This window comes from Micromonospora sp. WMMD558 (assembly GCF_049315255.1).
Classification (GTDB): Bacteria; Actinomycetota; Actinomycetes; order Mycobacteriales; family Micromonosporaceae; genus Micromonospora.
The window spans coordinates 5,296,092-5,313,115 of sequence record NZ_CP186061.1; the positions used below are offsets into that span (position 1 = coordinate 5,296,092).

The 17,024-nt window shown below is 75.6% G+C and carries 14 protein-coding genes; 3 read left to right on the forward strand and 11 right to left on the reverse strand.

Annotated elements, in window-relative coordinates; genetic code table 11:
- Position 1 precedes the first annotated feature (1 nt).
- The 4 genes from ACN26Y_RS25245 to recN form a co-directional block, all read right to left on the reverse strand.
- Positions 2–868, reverse strand: coding sequence for a hypothetical protein (locus tag ACN26Y_RS25245; RefSeq protein WP_422733639.1), 867 nt, complete (start codon positions 866–868; stop codon positions 2–4).
- Between the two features lie 136 nt (positions 869–1,004).
- Positions 1,005–1,946: a copper transporter gene (locus ACN26Y_RS25250; RefSeq protein ID WP_155332653.1), complete on the reverse strand. Its 942-nt coding sequence runs from the start codon at positions 1,944–1,946 to the stop codon at positions 1,005–1,007.
- A gap of 29 nt (positions 1,947–1,975) precedes the next feature.
- Positions 1,976–3,154: a putative cytokinetic ring protein SteA gene (steA, locus tag ACN26Y_RS25255; RefSeq protein ID WP_155332654.1), complete on the reverse strand. Its 1,179-nt coding sequence runs from the start codon at positions 3,152–3,154 to the stop codon at positions 1,976–1,978.
- Between the two features lie 121 nt (positions 3,155–3,275).
- Positions 3,276–5,033: a DNA repair protein RecN gene (recN, locus tag ACN26Y_RS25260; protein ID WP_155332655.1), complete on the reverse strand. Its 1,758-nt coding sequence runs from the start codon at positions 5,031–5,033 to the stop codon at positions 3,276–3,278.
- A 90-nt stretch (positions 5,034–5,123) separates the two neighbouring features.
- Here recN and ACN26Y_RS25265 point away from each other — a divergent pair, with 90 nt between their 5' ends.
- Positions 5,124–6,107, forward strand: a complete 984-nt coding sequence (locus ACN26Y_RS25265) for a helix-turn-helix domain-containing protein (RefSeq protein ID WP_155332656.1) — start codon at positions 5,124–5,126, stop codon at positions 6,105–6,107.
- A 174-nt stretch (positions 6,108–6,281) separates the two neighbouring features.
- Here the strand turns inward: ACN26Y_RS25265 and ACN26Y_RS25270 are convergent, their stop codons facing one another.
- The 5 genes from ACN26Y_RS25270 to ACN26Y_RS25290 all read right to left on the reverse strand — a co-directional run bounded on the left by ACN26Y_RS25270 (position 6,282) and on the right by ACN26Y_RS25290 (position 13,167).
- Positions 6,282–10,019 (reverse strand): S8 family serine peptidase, encoded by a 3,738-nt coding sequence (locus tag ACN26Y_RS25270; RefSeq protein ID WP_422733640.1) that lies wholly within the window; start codon positions 10,017–10,019, stop codon positions 6,282–6,284.
- 269 nt (positions 10,020–10,288) lie between these two features.
- Positions 10,289–11,173 (reverse strand): NAD kinase, encoded by an 885-nt coding sequence (locus ACN26Y_RS25275; protein ID WP_155332658.1) that lies wholly within the window; start codon positions 11,171–11,173, stop codon positions 10,289–10,291.
- Positions 11,174–11,240: 67 nt separating this feature from the next.
- Positions 11,241–12,098 carry a TlyA family RNA methyltransferase gene (locus tag ACN26Y_RS25280; RefSeq protein ID WP_155332659.1) on the reverse strand — a complete coding sequence of 286 codons (858 nt, stop codon included), beginning with the start codon at positions 12,096–12,098 and terminating at the stop codon, positions 11,241–11,243.
- Positions 12,099–12,116: 18 nt separating this feature from the next.
- Positions 12,117–12,278 carry a hypothetical protein gene (locus ACN26Y_RS25285; RefSeq protein WP_155332660.1) on the reverse strand — a complete coding sequence of 54 codons (162 nt, stop codon included), beginning with the start codon at positions 12,276–12,278 and terminating at the stop codon, positions 12,117–12,119.
- 190 nt (positions 12,279–12,468) lie between these two features.
- Positions 12,469–13,167 carry a phasin family protein gene (locus ACN26Y_RS25290; protein ID WP_155332661.1) on the reverse strand — a complete coding sequence of 233 codons (699 nt, stop codon included), beginning with the start codon at positions 13,165–13,167 and terminating at the stop codon, positions 12,469–12,471.
- A gap of 114 nt (positions 13,168–13,281) precedes the next feature.
- Between ACN26Y_RS25290 and ACN26Y_RS25295 the strand changes: the two genes are divergently transcribed.
- Positions 13,282–13,620 (forward strand): SCP2 sterol-binding domain-containing protein, encoded by a 339-nt coding sequence (locus ACN26Y_RS25295; RefSeq protein ID WP_155332662.1) that lies wholly within the window; start codon positions 13,282–13,284, stop codon positions 13,618–13,620.
- 18 nt (positions 13,621–13,638) lie between these two features.
- Here the strand turns inward: ACN26Y_RS25295 and ACN26Y_RS25300 are convergent, their stop codons facing one another.
- Positions 13,639–14,652, reverse strand: a complete 1,014-nt coding sequence (locus ACN26Y_RS25300; protein ID WP_155332663.1) for an HAD-IIA family hydrolase — start codon at positions 14,650–14,652, stop codon at positions 13,639–13,641.
- A complete protein-coding gene (locus tag ACN26Y_RS25305) occupies positions 14,649–15,638 on the reverse strand; it encodes a Replicase polyprotein 1ab (protein ID WP_196255943.1) in 990 nt (329 codons plus the stop codon). Before ACN26Y_RS25305 ends, ACN26Y_RS25300 begins: the two co-directional genes overlap by 4 nt.
- On the opposite strand from ACN26Y_RS25305, the gene ACN26Y_RS25310 reads away from it, so the two are divergent.
- Positions 15,594–17,000: a hypothetical protein gene (locus tag ACN26Y_RS25310; protein WP_422734968.1), complete on the forward strand. Its 1,407-nt coding sequence runs from the start codon at positions 15,594–15,596 to the stop codon at positions 16,998–17,000. The two genes, ACN26Y_RS25305 and ACN26Y_RS25310, sit on opposite strands and share 45 nt — an antisense overlap.
- The last annotated feature ends 24 nt before the right edge of the window (positions 17,001–17,024 follow it).

Sequence of the window (17,024 nt, forward strand, 5' to 3'; positions counted from 1 at the left end):
GTCAGTCGGCGCGACGGCCCAGCGCGTCCAGCTCGCGCAGCCCGGGGGTCCGCTGGATGACCTGGGTGAAGCTGACCTTCTCGCTGGCGGCGGTGAGCCCGGCGAGGACGGCGAGCAACCCGGCCCGGCCGACCGGCCCGGTGCGGGCGGCGAGCGTGACGCCGAGCAGGGCACCCAGCGCGTTGGCGCCGCTGTCGCCGAGCATCACGTCCTCGCCCAGGTCGGCGGGGAGCAGGCCGGCGGCGGCGCCGACCGCGCCGGCGGCGATTCCGCCCTGCGGCCCCGGCAGCAGCGGGGCGCCGACCAGCAGCCCCGACTTCAGTGCCCGGCCCGGCCGCAGGTCGAGCAGGTTGAGCAGGTTGGCGGTGCCGGCGATGACGCCCGCGCCGAGCAGCACGTCGACGCCGCGCCCCACCGCGCCCTGCCGCTGGCGGCGCCGGTGCCGGGCGACCGTCGGGTCGGCGGCGAGCAGCGCGGCGGCGCCGAGCCCGGCCGCCCCCACGCCGACGATCTTGACCAGGCCGGCGGTGACCCGCCCCTCGCGCAGCGCGGCGAGGTGCCCGGCGAAGCCCTTGGCGGCCTTCTGCTCGGGCCGGGCCCCGACCACGTCGTCGTAGAGGCCCACCGCCCCGGCGCCCAGCCCGGCGACCAGGGCCGCCCCGCCCGCCGCGCCGCCGGCGGCGCCGAACGCGCCGGCCGCCGCGGCGCCGGCGGCGAGCGCCGGGCCGGCGGCCAGGGTGACCGTGCGGCCGCGGAAGTTCGTCCGCTCCAGCGCCGGGCCGGCCGGGGAGGTACGCACCTCGCGCAGCGCGTACCGGGCGACTGCCGCGCCGGCGCCGGCGACGAGGATCCGACCGAGCAGCCTCACGCCGTCACCTCGCTCCGCTCGGCGATCGCGCGGGACGCCCGCCTGCCGTGCCTGACGGTTCGCTCGGCACGCTCGCTCACGCCGCCCCCCTCTCGGACGGGGGTGGACGGACCGGACACCGGGGTGGATGCGTCGCTCACTGGGGCAGTCTAGGCAGCAGGGAGGTGGCGTTGTCGCCGACGCCGTACTGCCCGGCCTTCTTCTCGGTGAGCTGCTGCACCAGCGCGAGCGCGGTGACCAGTTGGCCCTGGACGGTGTTCGCGTTGTCGACCGAGGAGATCGACTCGGCCAGCACGGCGTCACCCCGGACGAACGCCACCAGGTTTCCCCCGGCCGAGCCGTTGCCGGCCACGACGATCGCGCCGGTCCGGTCGAACTGCTCGGCGACCTTGACCACCGACTCGTCCTTCTTCGCCGAGTCCTTGTCGACGTACGGCTGGCCGCTGACCACGACGACCGCCTCGGCGGAGGCGGTGACCCGCTCGGAGGTGGTGAGGTAGTTCGCGTTCGTGTACGCGGCCAGCACCGCCCGCCGGTCGGCCTCGCTGACCGGTGTCGCGCCGGGCGCCCGGTCGAGCAGCACGGTGGCCAGCAGGGCGCTGGAGGTCTCCACGCCGTGCCCGTTGCCGGGCAGGTTGGCGGTGGGGGCGCTGGTGGGCCGGGCGGCGGTGACGGCCAGCTCCAGCAGGTCGTTGTTGTTGTCCGGGTTGATGAACTTGTCCTGCAGGTCGATGCGGCCGGTCACGTCGGCCCCGCCGAGCTGGAGCATCTTGATCACACCCTCGGTGTGGTCGCGCCCGGTGGGCAGGCTGAGCACCAGCACCCGCTTGCCGCTGAGCTTGCCCGGCAGGACCACCCCGGCGATCTCGGCCGCGAAGTCCTCCTCCCGGGCCAGCTCCTCCTCCATGTTGTTGACCGCCTGGCGCATGAGCTGGTTGTCCTTGCGCAGCCCGTTGACGGTCTCCTTCAGGGAGTCGGCCACCGGGCCGTTCAGCGCGGCGGTGCCGACCACCAGGCCGATCGCGAGCGCCAGGAAGACCGCGGTCAGGGACACCACGTGGTACCGGAAGTTGATCACACCTGCAGCCTCTTGTCGGTGGAGCGGCGTCAGAAGAGCCGTTCCAGCTGGAACACAAAATTGTTCCACCACTCGGAGACCACGCCCAGGTACGCCTTGCCGACGGTGGAGACCGCCACGGCCGAGGCCATCGCGGCGATCGCGGAGAGCACCAGCAGCAGCAGGGAGGACCCGGAGATGCTCTGCCGGTAGAGCCGGCTCACGCCCTTGGCGTCGACCAGCTTGCCGCCGACCTTCAGACGGGTGAGGAACGTCGACGCCATGCCGCCCCGGCCCTTGTCGAGGAACTCGACGAGCGTGGCGTGCGTGCCGACGGCCACCAGCAGCGAGGCGCCCTTCTCGTCGGCGAGCAGCATCGCCAGATCCTCGCTGGTGGCGGCGGCGGGAAAGGTGACCGCCGGCACACCGAGGCCGTTGACCCGGGCCAGCCCCGGCGCCCGCCCGTCCGGGTACGCGTGCACGATCACCTCGGCGCCGCAGCGCAGCACGTCGTCGGTGACCGAGTCCATGTCGCCGATGATCATGTCCGGCGTGTAGCCGGCCTCGACCAGCGCGTCCGCCCCGCCGTCCACGCCGATGAGCACCGGCTTGAACTCCCGGATGTACGGGCGCAGCACGTCCAGGTCGGCCTTGTAGTCGTAGCCACGGACCACGATGAGGCAGTGCCGCCCCTGGATCTCGGTGCGGATGTCCGGCACGCCGACGCCGTCGAGGAGCAGGTCCCGCTCCTGCTTCAGGTAGTCCATGGTGTTGGCGGCGAACGCCTCCAACTGGACCGAGAGCCCCTCCCGGGCGTCGGCCATGGCCTTCGCCACGGACTCCGCGTCCTGGAGGGCGCCGTGCGCCACCGGCTCCTCGCCGACGTAGACGGTGTTGCCCTCGATCCGGACGGTGTCGCCCTCGCGGATCTGCTCGAAGACGCCCTCCCCCAGGTCGTCCAGGAGCGGGATGCCGGCGCTGATCAGCACCTCCGGCCCCAGGTTGGGGTAGCGACCGGACACCGACGGCTTGGCGTTGAGCACGGCGGCGACACCGACCGCGACGAGTGAGTCGGCGGCGACCCGGTCCAGGTCGACGTGGTCGATGACCGCGATGTCACCGGGGCGGAGCCGCCCGACCAGGCGTTTGGTCCGGCGGTCGAGGCGCGCGGTGCCGACGATCCGGCCCGGCTCCGCGGGCCGCGTCCGGCGCAACGTGGGTAGACGCATCGTGACCATCCTGGCATGTGAGGCAGGCATCTCCGGCGCGACATGCCTGAGCAGGGCCGCCTGTCCAGGGAAGCACACTACGGCGCAGGTCGGTGTGCCTGTGGTCACAATCCGCCCGGCGCTACCCCCGCCGCTCCCGCGCCGCCACGGCCAGCAGCTCCTCCGCGTGCGCGATACCCAGATCGGAATCGGGCAAACCCGCGAGCATCCGGGCCAGCTCGCGGGCACGCTCCGTGTCCTCCACGACGCGGACCCCGCTCGTGGTGACCGCGCCGCCGGTGTCCTTCGCCACCACCAGGTGCCGGTCGGCGAACGCGGCGACCTGCGGCAGGTGGGTGACCACCAGCACCTGGTGACTGCGGGCCAGCCGGGCCAGCCGCCGGCCGATCTCGACCGCCGCCCGGCCGCCGACCCCGGCGTCCACCTCGTCGAAGACCAGCGTGGGCGGCCCGCCCGAGCCGGCGAAGACCACCTCGATGGCGAGCATCACCCGGGACAGCTCGCCGCCGGAGGCGCCCCGCTGCAACGGCAGCGACGGCGCGCCCGGGTGGGCGAGCAGCCGCAACTCCACCTCGTCGCCGCCGTCCGGCCCGACGCCGACCTCGACGCCGTTGACCGGCAGGCTCGGCTCGGACCGCCCAGCCGGGCGGGGCAGCACGACCACCTCGACGCGCGCATGCGGCATGGCCAGGCCGGCCAGCTCCTCGGTGACCTGCGCGGCGAACCGCCCCGCCGCCTCCTGTCGGGACGCCGACACCCGGCCCGCCAGGTCGGCGACCTCACCGGCCAGCCGGGACGCCTCCCGGTCCAGCTCGTCGAGCAGGTCGTCGGAGGTGTCCAGGTCGGACAGCCGCGTCCGGGCCCGCTCCGCCCAGGCGATCACCCCGTCGACGTCGTCGGCGTACTTGCGGGTGAGCGCGCGCAGCGCCGCCCGCCGCTCGTAGACCACCTGCAACCGCGCCGGGTCGGCGTCCAGCCCCGCCAGGTACGCCGACAGCTCGGCGGAGACGTCCGCGACCAGGGTCGCCGCCTCCTCCAGCCGCGTCGCCAACTCCCCGAGCGCGGGGTCGGTTCCGGCCTGCGCCTCCAGGGTGCGGCGGGCGGTGCCGAGCAGGGTGGTCGCATCCGGGGTGTCGTCGGCGGCCTCCACGCCGCCGGCCACGCAGTGCTGGGCGAGCTGCGCCGCCGTACGCAGGCCCTCGGCGTGCTCCAGGCGCTGCGCCTCCGCCTTCAGCTCGTCGTCCTCCCCCGGCTGCGGGTCGACCCGGGTGATCTCGTCCAGGCCGAGGCGCAGCAGGTCGGCCTCCTGGTTGCGCTCACGCGCGTTGCGCCGCCGGTCGGCCAGGTCGTCGACCACCGACCGCCACCGGGTGTACGCCTCACGCAACGCGTCGAGCAGCTTCTCGTGCTCGGCGCCGGCGAACCGGTCCAGCGCGGCGCGCTGCTCGCCCGGGCGCAGCAGCCTCAGCTGGTCGGACTGGCCGTGCACGGCGAGCACCTGCTCGCCCACCTCGGCGAGCATCGACACCGGCATGCTGCGGCCACCCAGATGGGCGCGGGAGCGCCCCTCCACCGTCACCGTGCGGCTGAGCAGCACCGAGCCGTCCTCGTCCGGCTCGCCGCCGGCGTCGGTGATCCGGGCGTGCACGGTGTCGGCGACCTTGCCGGCCAGCCGCAGCCGGCCCTCGACCGCCGCGCGGCCGGGGTCGGCCCGGACCCGGCCGGCGTCGGCCCGCCCGCCGAAGAGCAGACCGAGACCGGTCACCACCATCGTCTTGCCCGCGCCGGTCTCGCCGGTGATGACGTTCATGCCGCCGGTCAGCGGCAGCGTCGTGTCCTCGATGACGCCCAGCCCGGTGATGCGCAGCTCTTCCAGCACAGCACCCGACAGTAGACGCGGGCCCCGACAGTTGACCAGCCGGCGACACCGGGTGAGAGCCCGGCGGGCGGGGTCGTACAGTTCTGCCCCGTGCTGGACGTGATCGGTCTGACCCCGGACGAGGAGCAGCTCTACCGCTGTCTCGTCCAGCTCACCACCGCCCGGGTGGGCGAGCTGGTCGAACGGCTGCGCCGGCCACGCGCCGAGGTCCTCGCGCAGCTCGACGCGCTGCGCGACAAGGGCCTGGTGCTGCCGACCGGGCCGCAGCCGGACGCGCCGCTGCGGCCGCTGGCGCCGGACGTACCGCTCGGCGAGGCGCTGCTGCGCCGGCAGGAGGCCCTGGAGTCGGCCCGCGCCGCGGTCACCCAACTGACCGAGGAGTACCGGGCCGGGATGCGGCGGCACGACGCCGACCACCTGGTGGAGGTGGTCACCGGCGCCCGGGTGCTTCGCGAGCGGCTGCGCGACCTGCAGAACAACGCCCGGGTCGAGGTGCTCTGGTTCTGCCGGGCGAACCCCATCGCGATGCCGGGCCAGGAGAACACCGAGGAGTTCGACGCCCTGGCCCGCGGCGTCCGCTACCGGGCCATCTACGAACGGGCGATGCTCCTCGAACCGGGCGGGCTGGAGGACATCGAGCGGGGCGTACGCGCCGGCGAGCACGCCCGCGTCCTCGACCGGCTCCCGGTCCGGCTGGCCATCGTGGACGGACGGACGGCGATCTGTCCCCTGGTGCCGGAGCGCGGCGACGGCGAGCCGACCGCCGCGGTCATCGGCCGCAGTCAACTCCTCGACGCCCTGCTCGCCCTCTTCGAGAGCCACTGGCTCATGGCGACGCCACTCAACTCGTCCACCCCGGCGCCGCCGTCCGGAGCGGACGGCTACCGGCCGGGGGCCGACGAGGCACGGCTGCTGTCGCTCTTCGTGGCCGGCGTGCCCGACAAGTCCATCGCGTCCCAGCTCGGCGTGAGCCGCCGTACCGTGCAGCGGCGGCTCGCCGACCTGATGGCGGTCGCCGGGGTGGACACCCGTCCCGGACTGGCCTTCCAGGCCGCCCGGCTGGGCTGGATCTGATCCTTCCGGCATCCCGTCACCGGCCGCGCCGCCGCCGGCCCGCCACCCGAAGGCGTGCCGACGGCGGCCCCGGCCGCGGCCCGGCCCGGTCGCCCACCACTGCTGGCGGGCAGCCGGGCGGGCCGCCGGGGACGTCCGCGCGGTCAGGGGGGATCGACCCGCGCGGACGCCGGCTCAGCGCAGCCCGTACGCGTCGATCACGGTCTGGTCGACGACGTTGCCGGCGCGGTCGGCGGCGTGCACCCGCAGCGACACCGCTCCCTTGCCGGCGGGCAGCTGCGCGGTGTACCGGGTGCCGGACCCGCGCACCGGCACCGACCGCCACGTCGCGCCGGAGTCGAACGACACCTCCACCCGCAGGCTGGTGCCCTTCGGGGCGGGTACGCCGGCCGGCTGGCGCAGCGTCACGCCGAGCTTGTGCCCGTGCCGGCCGGACACCTCGCCACGCAGATCGGCCGGGACCTGGTAGTCGACCTGGAGCAGCGGCAGCGGCCGCGCGGCGTCACCGGTAGGGCGGGCCGAGGTGAACTCCCAGGCCGTCTCGGTCCGGGTGGCCCAGCGCCACTCCTCCGAGGAGCGCCGCGTGGTCAGGTCGAGCCGGTAGCGAGCCGGTCCCGCGGTGGTCGCCACCGGCGTCCAGCCGCCGGAGAGGTCGGCGATCGGCCGCCCGTCCCGGCTGAGCCGGCGCTCGACGGTGTCCTGCTCCTCGCCGAACCCGGCCGGGCTGTAGTGGCCGTCGGCGTCGACGAACTCGGCCACCCGCAGGTCCAGCGTGTCTCCGGTACGCGCCGGCACCGGCAACCCGCCGCCGGCCGGCACCGCCGGGCGCACCACCGGAGCGTGCCAGGTCTCGGTGATCCGGTCATCGGCGGCGTACCGCCGGGGCTGCTGGCTGGCGCCCCCGGTCAGCCGGCCCCAGGACCAGGGGAGCCGGTGCAGCACCCGCTGCTGCCACCAGTTGTCCCCGGCGCTGACGAACTCCTGCCGCGTGGTGCCGGTACGCACCAGCCGCTTTTCGTCCATCCAGGAGTACTGCTGCCAGGGCCGCCAGCCGAACCGCTGCTCGCCGGCCCAGTCGAACCCGCCGGTGTCGGCGTAGCGGGCGGTCACCTCGGCGGTGTTGTCCGCGGTCACCCGGTGCACGACGCGATCCGGGACCCGCCCCTTCGACACCTGCCACACGTCGTACAGGTAGGGGCTGTTCGGGGTCAGCGTCAGGTCCAGCGTCACGCGTCCGGCCTTCGCCGCCGCGATCATCCGCTGCCCGTCGTCGTAGGCGACCACCATCGACGGAATCGGAAGGCGGTCCCCGTCGGGAGCCCAGACCGTCCACGCGCTCCAATCCGCCGGGCGGACGATGAGCACCATCGCGGCGCCCGCCGCGGCGGCATCGGCGACCAGCTGATCCTCCGCAACGTGTGCGGGGTCACCGGCGACCAGCGCGGCCGCACCTCGGACCCCGGCTCGGGACAGCTCGGCGGCGCTGCCGTCGCCCGCCCACACCAGCGGCAGCTTCCGCCGGCCGTCCGGAGCCGGCGACTGGTGCAGCAGGTTGATGTCCAGCGGACCGGAGACGTTGCTGACCTCGGCGTCCACCAGGGGGGCGACCAACTGCCACCGCGAGGAGAACTCGAACTGGCCCTGCCGCACCGCCCGGGTCGGCGTGACGTTCACCTGCTGTACCGTGCTGAACGTCATCACGCCGTGGTCGACCTGCCGGCCGTTGCCGAAGACCCGGTGCTCGTAGAAGCTGATCACCGCCCGCTGCTCGGTCGGCTTCGGCGTCTCGATCCGCACCGGGGTGCCCTTGCGCGGGTCGAGCACCACGGTCATGTCCCGGTCGACCATCAGCTCCGGGTCGGTGACCAACGTGACCTGCTCGTCCAGTGGAGCGCCGTGCTCGATCAGCCCCTCGAGCAGGTACGGGCCCTCCTCGATCTGCACCTGCCACTCCATCCCGGGGAAGAGGAAGAAGAGCCGGTCGGACTCGGGGTGCTCGCCGAACAGGGTCACCACGGGTGCCGCGCCGGGCTGCCCCTGCATGTCCAGCGCCTTCACGGTGACGACGTGCTGCGGGCCGCTGAGGGTGAGCCCGACGGCGGTACGCACCGTGACGCCGTCCGCGCCGGTGGCCACCAGCCAGCCGCCGTGCGGGCCGCGGTCCAGCTTCGCCGGGTCGGCGCGTAGCGGCACGGCCACGCTGCCGCCGGCCGGCACGGTCACCTCGGCCGAACCGACGGTGACCCCGTCCGGCTCGGCCGCGCCGCTGTCCTGGTTGCGCAGGTCGAGGGCCAGCCGCAGGGTCTGCGGTGCCGTGGTGCCGTTGGTGTAGGTCACCGTCCGCTCCACCGCCGCGCCTCCGGAGACCACCCGGGCGAAGTCGGCGGTGGCCGAGCCGTACACCCGCTGGCCGAGCGCCCGGGCCACGTCGACCCGGCCGCCGCCCTGCTCGAAGACGGTCAGCTCCGGGTTCGCCTTCGTCGTGCTGACCAGCGCGTCCTTGAGCTTGCCGGCTGTCCAGTCGGGGTGCTCCTGGGCGAGGATCGCGGCCGCGCCGGCGATGTGCGGGGTCGCCATCGAGGTACCGGACGCCCGGGTGTAGGCGTCGTCCACCGGCGTCCCCATGGCGGTACCAGTGGCCCGGGCGGCAACGATGCCGACGCCCGGCGCGGTGATCTCCGGCTTCAGGCCGTTGTCGCCGAGCCGCGGCCCACGGCTGGAGAAGTCCGCCAGGTTGTCGTCGCGGTCAACCGCACCGACGGTCAGCGCGGCGGCGGCCGCGCCCGGCGCGCCGACGCTGCGCGGCGCGCCCTCGTTGCCGGCGGCCACCACGAACAGCGCGCCGGTCTCGGCGGTCAGATCGTTGAGCGCCTGGCTCATCGGGTCGGTGCCGTCGGTCGCGGAGCCACCGAGGCTCATGTTGACGACCTTCGCGCCGGAGCGGGCGGCCCACTCCATGCCCGCGATGATCCCCGAGGCGTAGCCGCTGCCCCCGTCGTCGAGCACCTTGCCGACCAGCAGGCGGGCACCGGGGGCGACGCCCTTGCGCAGTCCCTCCGAGGCGGCGCCGCTGCCGGCGATGGTGGCGGCGACGTGGGTGCCGTGGCCGTGCCCGTCCCGAGGGCTGCCGCTGCCGGAGAAGTCCTGCGCGTCGGCGATCCGGCCGGCCAGATCGGGGTGGGCAGCGTCGACGCCGGTGTCGAGCACCGCCACCGTGACGCCGCTGCCGTCCCGACCGGCCGCCCAGGCCGCCGGGGTGCCGATCTGCGCCACGCTGTGCTCCAGCGCCGGGCGGACCCGCTCGTCCAGCCAGACGCGGGCGATCCCGCCGCCGAGCCGGGGCGTGCCGGCAGCGGTCCGAGCCTCCGGCGTGCCGCGCAGGGTGGTCCACAGGCCGCCGAGGTCGCCCTTGCCGACGCGCAGCGCGGCGCCGTTGATGCTCTCCAGCGGCCGGGCGTCGGTGGCACCCGTGAGCGGCCGAACCCGGCCGGCGGCGTTCTCCTGGTAGCGCACGATCAACGGCAGGGCGCCCTGCGCCGCGTCGCCGTACCCGTCGGCGAGCAGTTCCTGCACGTCGAACAGATCGGGATCGAGGGTGCCGGCGGAGACGTACGGCACGACGTCGCTCGGCAGCACCCGCAGCCCACCGTCGGCCTCGATCGTGTGGAAGGTGATCCGCTCCCGGCCGGGGCCGGGGCGGACGGTCGCGGCGACCCGGCCGGGTGCGGCCGGGACGAGGTCCACCTGGTCGCCGGTGATAAGGGTGATCCGGGCGGGGGTGGTGCCCGGGGTGGTCGTGCCCGGGCTCGGGCCGGTGGGCCGGGCGGGCGGGTCGGCGGACGCCGGTGCGGCGAGGCCGACCACCAGCGCCCCGGCCGCGCCGGCGGTGAGCCAGCGTGGGGGCCAGTGCATGCGATGCGCTCCTCTACTCCAGGGCCGGTCTCCGGGAGATCGACCGCTCGGAGTCTGCGACGGAGCGCGTGGGGTGGTCACTAGGTGCGGCACGCCGCACCGGCGACATGTCGCCAGGTGGACATCCCGCGGCTGCCCACCGGACCACAGGTGTCCGGCGGGTTACCACCGGTTGCGCCGCGCCCGCTACCGGGCGCGAACACCGACGGCGGCCGGGCGAAGCCCCGGGAGGACGCGTCAGCGGCGGGCCGGAGTGCCGGCAGGAAGCGTCAGCGGCGGTTGCCCCGCCAGCCGTGCACCGGCAGGTCGAACTTGGCCACCAGCCGGTCGGTGAACGGCCGGGCCTTCAGCCGCACGATCCGCACCGGCAGGCCGCCCCGGCGCACCGTCACCCGCGCGCCCGGCGGCAGGTCGTAGACCCGCCGCCCGTCGCAGCACAGCACGGCCAGGGTGGTGAACGGGTCGACGGTGATGACGAACGTGGAGGTGGGCGCGGTCACCAGCGGCCGGCTGAACAGCGCGTGCGCGCTGATCGGCACCAGCAGCAGGGCCTCGACCTCCGGCCAGACCACCGGGCCGCCGCCGGAGAACGCGTACGCCGTCGAGCCGGTGGGCGTGGCGCAGACGACGCCGTCGCAGCCGTACCGGGACAGCGGCCGCCCGTCGACGTCGACGAGGAGTTCGAGCATCTGGGCCCGCTCCCCCTTCTCGACGCTGATCTCGTTGAGCGCCCAGGACTCGATCGTCGGGCCGCCGTCGAACTCGGCGGTCACGTCCAGCGTCAGCCGTTCGTCCACCGTGTAGTTGCGGCCGACGACGTCGCGGACCGCGGAGTCGAGGTCGTCGATCTCGGCCTCGGCGAGGAAACCGACCTTGCCCAGGTTGATGCCGAGCAGCGGAACCTTCGCCGGCCGGGCCAGTTCGGCCGCCCGCAGGAAGGTGCCGTCCCCGCCGAGCGCGAAGACGATCTCGGCGCCCTCGGCGGCCTCCGGGCCGGTCACCGGCACGACGCCGGGCAGGTCCAAGTCGTCGGCCTCCTCGGCGACCACCCGGACGACGAAGCCGGCCGCGATGAGGTCGGCGGCGACCGCCCGGGCGTGCTCGGTGCTGCGCCGGCGCCCGGTGTGCGTCACCAGCAGTGCGGTCCGGCTCACCGCGCCGGCCGTCCCGTCGGCACCACGCGGTCGGCGTTTCCGCGCGCCACGGGGCTCGCCTGCTCGCTCACCCGGCCACCTCCTCCGTCGCCGTGTCCGGCAGGTCGCCGGACGCCGGGCCCCCCGGCCCGGCCGTCACCACGGCACGCACCCGCTCCGGATCGGCGGTGGGCGCGCCCCGGCGTAACCATACGAAGAACTCGACGTTGCCGCTCGGCCCCGGCAGTGGACTGGCGCACACGTCGGCGAGGCCGAGACCGAGGCCCGCCGCCGCGGCGGCCACGTCCAGCACCGCCTCGACCCGCAGTTCCGGCTCGCGGACGACGCCACCGGCGCCGACCCGATCCTTGCCGACCTCGAACTGCGGCTTGACCATGAGCGCGAGGTCGCCGTCGGGCCGGGTGCAGGCGGCGAGCGCCGGCAGCACCAGCCGCAGGGAGATGAAGGACAGGTCGGCGACGGTCAGGTCGACCGGCCCGCCGATCGCCTCCGGGGTGAGCGTACGGACGTTGGTGCGCTCGAACACGTGAACCCGTTGGTCGGTACGGAGCGACCAGGCGAGCTGCCCGTACCCGACGTCGACGGCCGCCACCTCGGCCGCCCGGGCGCGCAGCAGCACGTCGGTGAAGCCGCCCGTGGAGGCGCCCGCGTCGAGGCAGCGCCGGCCGGCCACGGTCAGCCCGCCGGTACCGAAGGCCGTCAGGGCGCCGGCGAGCTTGTGCCCGCCGCGGGAGACGTACTCCGAGCCCGGATCCGCACCGGTGACCAGCAGCGGGTCGGCGGGGTCGACCATCGCGGCGGGCTTGCGGGCCGGCACCCCGCGCAGCTGGACCCGGCCGGCCTCCACCAGCGCGGCGGCCTGCTCGCGCGAGCGGGCCAGGCCGCGGCGGACGAGTTCGGCGTCCAGCCGTGTACGACGTGCCATCGGTGGTTCTCCGGCTCCTCAGGACTGGTCGATGCTGGCGAGGGTCTCCCGCAGCGTCTCGTAGGCCGCCTCGTACTGCGCGATCTGGTCGGCCGGCGGAAGCCCGGCGGCGTTGACCATCGCCTGCACGGCGGCGTCGACGGCCGGGTGCCGTACCTCCTCGTCGTCCCCGACGGGCACGGCGGGCGGCCCGGGACGGGGCCCGGGCCGGTGGCCGGCGGGCGGTCCGGGCCGCGGGCCCGGCTGCGGTCCGCCGCCGCCCGGTCGACCCCCCAGGGGTACGCCGGACGCCGACGCACCGGGCGGCGGGCCGGGGCGGGCCGGGCCGGTCACGACCGGCTCCCGGGGCGGCGGGTGACGGGGGCGCCGTTCATGCCGCACCGCCCGGCTGCTGCCTGCGCGGTGCCTTCTTCGCCGGTTGCGGGGCGGGCGGCTCGCCGGTGGGCGTCAGGTCGGCGGACGGCCGGGTGGCCACCGCCTTCTTCGCCACCGCCTTCTTCGCCACCGCCTTCTTCGCCACCGCCTTCTTGGCCACGGCCTTCTTCGCGACAGCCTTCTTGGCCATGATCTCCCTCGCCGGGGCCGGCCCGTGCGCCGCGTCCCTGCCGGGGGTGGCGGGCGTCGTGGTGGGCGCGGCGGCCGAGGGCGGCGTGGCGGGCTCGGCGGCACCGGGTGCCGCCCCCTCGGCCGGTCCACCGGCGGCCGGCGCGACCGGGCCTGGACCGCCGACGGCGGCGCCCGTGCCGGCGGCCGTGGCGACCGGGCCGGTACGGGCCTCGCGGAGCTGCCGTTCCAGCTCGTGCACGCGGCGGGTCAGCTCGGCCACCTCGTCGGCGGTGGCGAGCCCGACGGCCCCGAGCGCCCGGTCCACCTCGAACCGGACCAGCTTGGTCAACGCCTCCCGGTTGGCCGCGCTGGTCGACATCAGCTCCTCGGCGAGCGCCTGCAGCTGGGTGGCCGTCGCGCCGCCCGTGCCGACGAGCCGGCGGACCGCCTCCTGTGCCTTCTTCCGGGGCGCCTCCGTCAGGCCCATGGCCAGCTCGAGGTAGGCGCGCCACGCGTCCTGCATGCCTGAGTCCTTCCGCGGGGCGGGGGTGTGCGGTCCTCACGCTACCGGGCCCGGCCGAACCCGCCGTGCGGTACGGTGCCGGGGAGTGCGTGGCGCAGGCGTGAGGGGGCGATGGTGGCCAGCGTGGACGAGTGCCGGCAGGCGTTGCAGGATCTCGCCGCCCGGCTCGACCGCAACGCCGAGGCGGTGCGGGAACGGGTCGACCTGGACCGCTCGCTCGCCTGCCGGATCACCGACCTGGACACCGCGTTCCACGGCCGGATCACCGGCGGCCGCCTGGTGGACCTCGCCGACGGCGACGACCCGAAGGCCAAGATCGCGATGAGCACCACCAGCGACGACCTGCTCGCCCTCGTCCGCGGCGAGCTGGACGTGACCCGCGCGGTGGCGTCCCGCCGGGTCTCGATCAAAGCGAACCCGTTCGACCTGATGAAGCTGCGTAAGCTGCTCTGACCGCGGGCGGTCGCCGGGTCAGTCGGCGAGCAGACCCAGCGCCGCGAGCGCCAGGTCGGCCTCGGGCGACGTGGCCCGCACCGACACCGGTTCCGCCGCCGACCACGCCGCCGCGCACAGCGCCGGCAGCGCGTCCAGCGGGCGTCCCGCACCGGAGAGCTCCACCCGCCCGTCGCGCACCGTCGCCGACCAGCCCGCGGCCTCCGCCGGGCCGGGCACCCGCACCGCGGCCGCCGGGTCGAAGAGCCCCGCCAGGTCCTCCGACACGTACGTCGGCCGCCGCTCGGGAACGGCGGCCAGCAGCTCGGCCACGCCGCTGACACCGGTGAGTACGAGCAGACTGTCCAGGCCGGCCCGGACGGCGCCCTCGATGTCGGTGTCCAGCCGGTCGCCCACGACCAGCGTCCGGCCGGTGCGGGCGCGGCGGGCGGCGGTGGCGAACAGTTGCGGCTCCGGCTTGCCCACGACCACGTCCGGGTCGCGGTTGAGCGCCGTGCGCAGCGCGGCCACCAGGGCGCCGTTGCCGGGCAGCGGGCCACGGCCGCTGGGCAGGGTCCGGTCGGTGTTGGTGGCGATCCAGGTCGCGCCGCCCCGGATCGCGACCGCGGCTTCAGCGAGGTCGCTCCAACCGACCTGCGGCCCGTACCCCTGGACGACCGCGACCGGCGACTCCTCGACCCGGCTGACCGGGGTGAGCCCGGCGGCGCGGACCTCGGCGCGCAGCGCCTCGGCGCCGACCACCAGGACCGGCGCCGCCGCCGGGTACCGGTCGCGGAGCAGCTCCGCGGCGGCGGCCGCGGACGTCAGGACCTCCTCCGCCCGGGCGGCGACGCCCATGCCGGTGAGCAGGTCGGCGACCTCGCTCGACCGGCGGGAGGCGTTGTTCGTCGCGTACGCGACCGCCCGCCCCTCGGCGTGCAGCCGGCCGACCGCCTCGACCGCGCCGGGGATCGGCTGGTCGATCAGGTAGATCACACCGTCCAGGTCGAAGACGACCAGGCTGTACCCGTCGACCAGCCGCCCGTCGGTCATCGCCGGTCGGCGCCCGGCTCGTCGCGCCGGGCCTCGTCGACGTCGGCCGCGCCGAGGTACGACGCACCCCCGAGGCGGCGCGCCTCGGTGTCGGTGAGCTCGTCCTCGGCCAGGTCGTCAGCGACCGCACCTGCGTCCGGCACCGCCGTCCCCGCGCCGGCCGCCGCCACCTCGACGTCGGCGTCGGTGTCGCGGCCGGCGTCGTCGGCGGTGTGGTCCTCGGCGTCGGCGGCCCGACGGTCGCCTGCGGCGGCGTCGGCGCCGGTCGCCGGCTCGACGTCGCCTCCACCGGTGAGGTCGGCGTCCGGCTCCGCCGGAACCGCCCCCGGCGCGCCGGGCCCGGCGGCGAAGTCGTCGACCTCGTCCTCGTCGTCGCCCTCGATCACCACACCGTCGAGTTCCAGCAGGCGCTCGGCCGCGTCGGTCTCGCCGTCGGTGTCGACCTCCGCCGCGCGGGAGAACCACTCGCGGGCCTCCTCGCGGCGGCCCACCGCGAGCAACGCGTCGGCGTACGCGTACCGCAGCCGGGACGTCCACGGCTCGGCCGCGTCACTCGTCAGCTCCGGAACCTGGAGCATCGCCACCGCCGCGTCCTTCTGGCCCAGGTCACCGCGAGCTCCGGCGGCCACGATCAGCAACTCGATCGCCACGGCCTGGTCCAGCTTGGTCCGGTCCGCGCCCCGGAACAGGTCGACGGCCCGCTCCGGGCGGCCCAGGGCCCGCTCGCAGTCCGCGAGGACGGCGAGGTGGCTCTGGAGGCCGGTCATCCGGTGGTACGTCCGCAGCTCGGCCACCGCCGTCTGCCACTCCCCCGCGTGGTACGCGGCCAGCCCGACCGCCTCACGGACAGCGGCGATACGCGAAGCGAGCCGGCGGGCCGCCAGGGCGTGCGCCAGCGCCTCGGCCGGGTCCTCGTCGATCAGCTGACCGGTGGCGACCAGGTGCCGGGCGACCTTCTCCGCCACGCCCTTGGCCAGGGAGAGCAGTTCCGCCCGGACGTCCTTGTCCAGGTCGGTCGCGACGATCTCGTCGGACAGTATCGGCGCGGCCGGCGCCTCGGGCCCGGTCTCGGCCTCGGGCCGCTCCCGGCGGTCACCCCGGAAGCCACCCTCACGGCGCTCGCCACCGCGGAAGCCACCCTCACGGTCGCCCCGGAAGCCACCCTCACGGCGCTCACCGCCCCGGAAGCCACCTTCACGACGCTCGCCACCGCGGAAGCCACCCTCACGGTCGCCCCGGAAGCCACCCTCACGGCGCTCACCGCCCCGGAAGCCACCTTCACGACGCTCACCGCCGCGGAAGCCACCCTCACGGTCGCCCCGGAAGCCACCCTCACGGCGCTCACCACCCCGGTAGCCACCCTCGCGGCGCTCACCGCCCCGGTAGCCACCCTCACGGTCACCGCCCCGGAAGCCACCCTCACGGCGCTCACCGCCCCGGAAGCCACCCTCACGGTCACCGCCACGGAAGCCACCCTCACGGCGCTCACCGCCCCGGTAGCCACCCTCACGACGCTCACCACCGCGGAAGCCACCCTCACGGTCGCCCCGGAAGCCACCCTCGCGACGCTCACCGCCACGGAAGCCACCTTCACGGCGCTCGCCGCCCCGAGCGCCCTCACGGTCACCGCGGAAGCCACCCTCACGGCGCTCGCCGCCCCGAGCGCCCTCACGGTCACCGCGGAAGCCACCCTCACGGCGCTCGCCGCCCCGAGCGCCCTCACGGTCACCGCGGAAGCCACCCTCACGGCGCTCGCCGCCCCGAGCGCCCTCACGGTCACCGCGGAAGCCACCCTCACGGCGCTCACCACCGCGGAAGCCACCCTCACGGCGCTCACCGCCACGGAAGCCACCTTCACGGCGCTCGCCACCGCGGAAGCCACCCTCACGGTCACCGCCCCGGAAGCCACCCTCACGGTCACCGCCCCGGAAGCCACCCTCACGGCGCTCGCCACCGCGGAAGCCGCCCTCGCGGCGCTCACCGCCACGGAAGCCACCTTCACGGCGCTCACCGCCCCGAGCGCCCTCACGGTCACTGCGGAAGCCACCCTCACGGGAGCCGGACCGGTAGCCCTCCTCGCGGCGGAAGCCCTGGTCGGGGCCGCGGAATCCCTGGCGGTCGCCACCACGGGCGCCGCCCTCGCGGCGGTCGCCGCGGAAGCCCTCGCGGTCCCGGAAGCCGCCCTGCCGCTCGTCGTCGCGGGACCGGAACTCGCCCCGGCGGTCGCCGCCGCGCTCGCCGGCGCGGTCGTCGCGGTACGACGGGCGGTCGCCCCGGCGCGGGGTGCCGTCGCGGCCGGCCGGACGGTCTTCGTATCGACGCGGGCGATCGCCGCCGTGCGGTCCTGAGCTCACAGGTTCATCCTTCCTGAT

Excerpts from the sequence above, each read along its gene's own strand:
- ACN26Y_RS25280 (WP_155332659.1), bottom strand. The coding sequence starts at position 12,098 with ATGGCACGTCGTACACGGCTGGACGCCGAACTCGTCCGCCGCGGCCTG.
- ACN26Y_RS25270 (WP_422733640.1), bottom strand. The coding sequence starts at position 10,019 with ATGCACTGGCCCCCACGCTGGCTCACCGCCGGCGCGGCCGGGGCGCTG.
- ACN26Y_RS25300 (WP_155332663.1), bottom strand. The coding sequence starts at position 14,652 with ATGACCGACGGGCGGCTGGTCGACGGGTACAGCCTGGTCGTCTTCGAC.
- steA (WP_155332654.1), bottom strand. The coding sequence starts at position 3,154 with ATGCGTCTACCCACGTTGCGCCGGACGCGGCCCGCGGAGCCGGGCCGG.
- ACN26Y_RS25290 (WP_155332661.1), bottom strand. The coding sequence starts at position 13,167 with ATGCAGGACGCGTGGCGCGCCTACCTCGAGCTGGCCATGGGCCTGACG.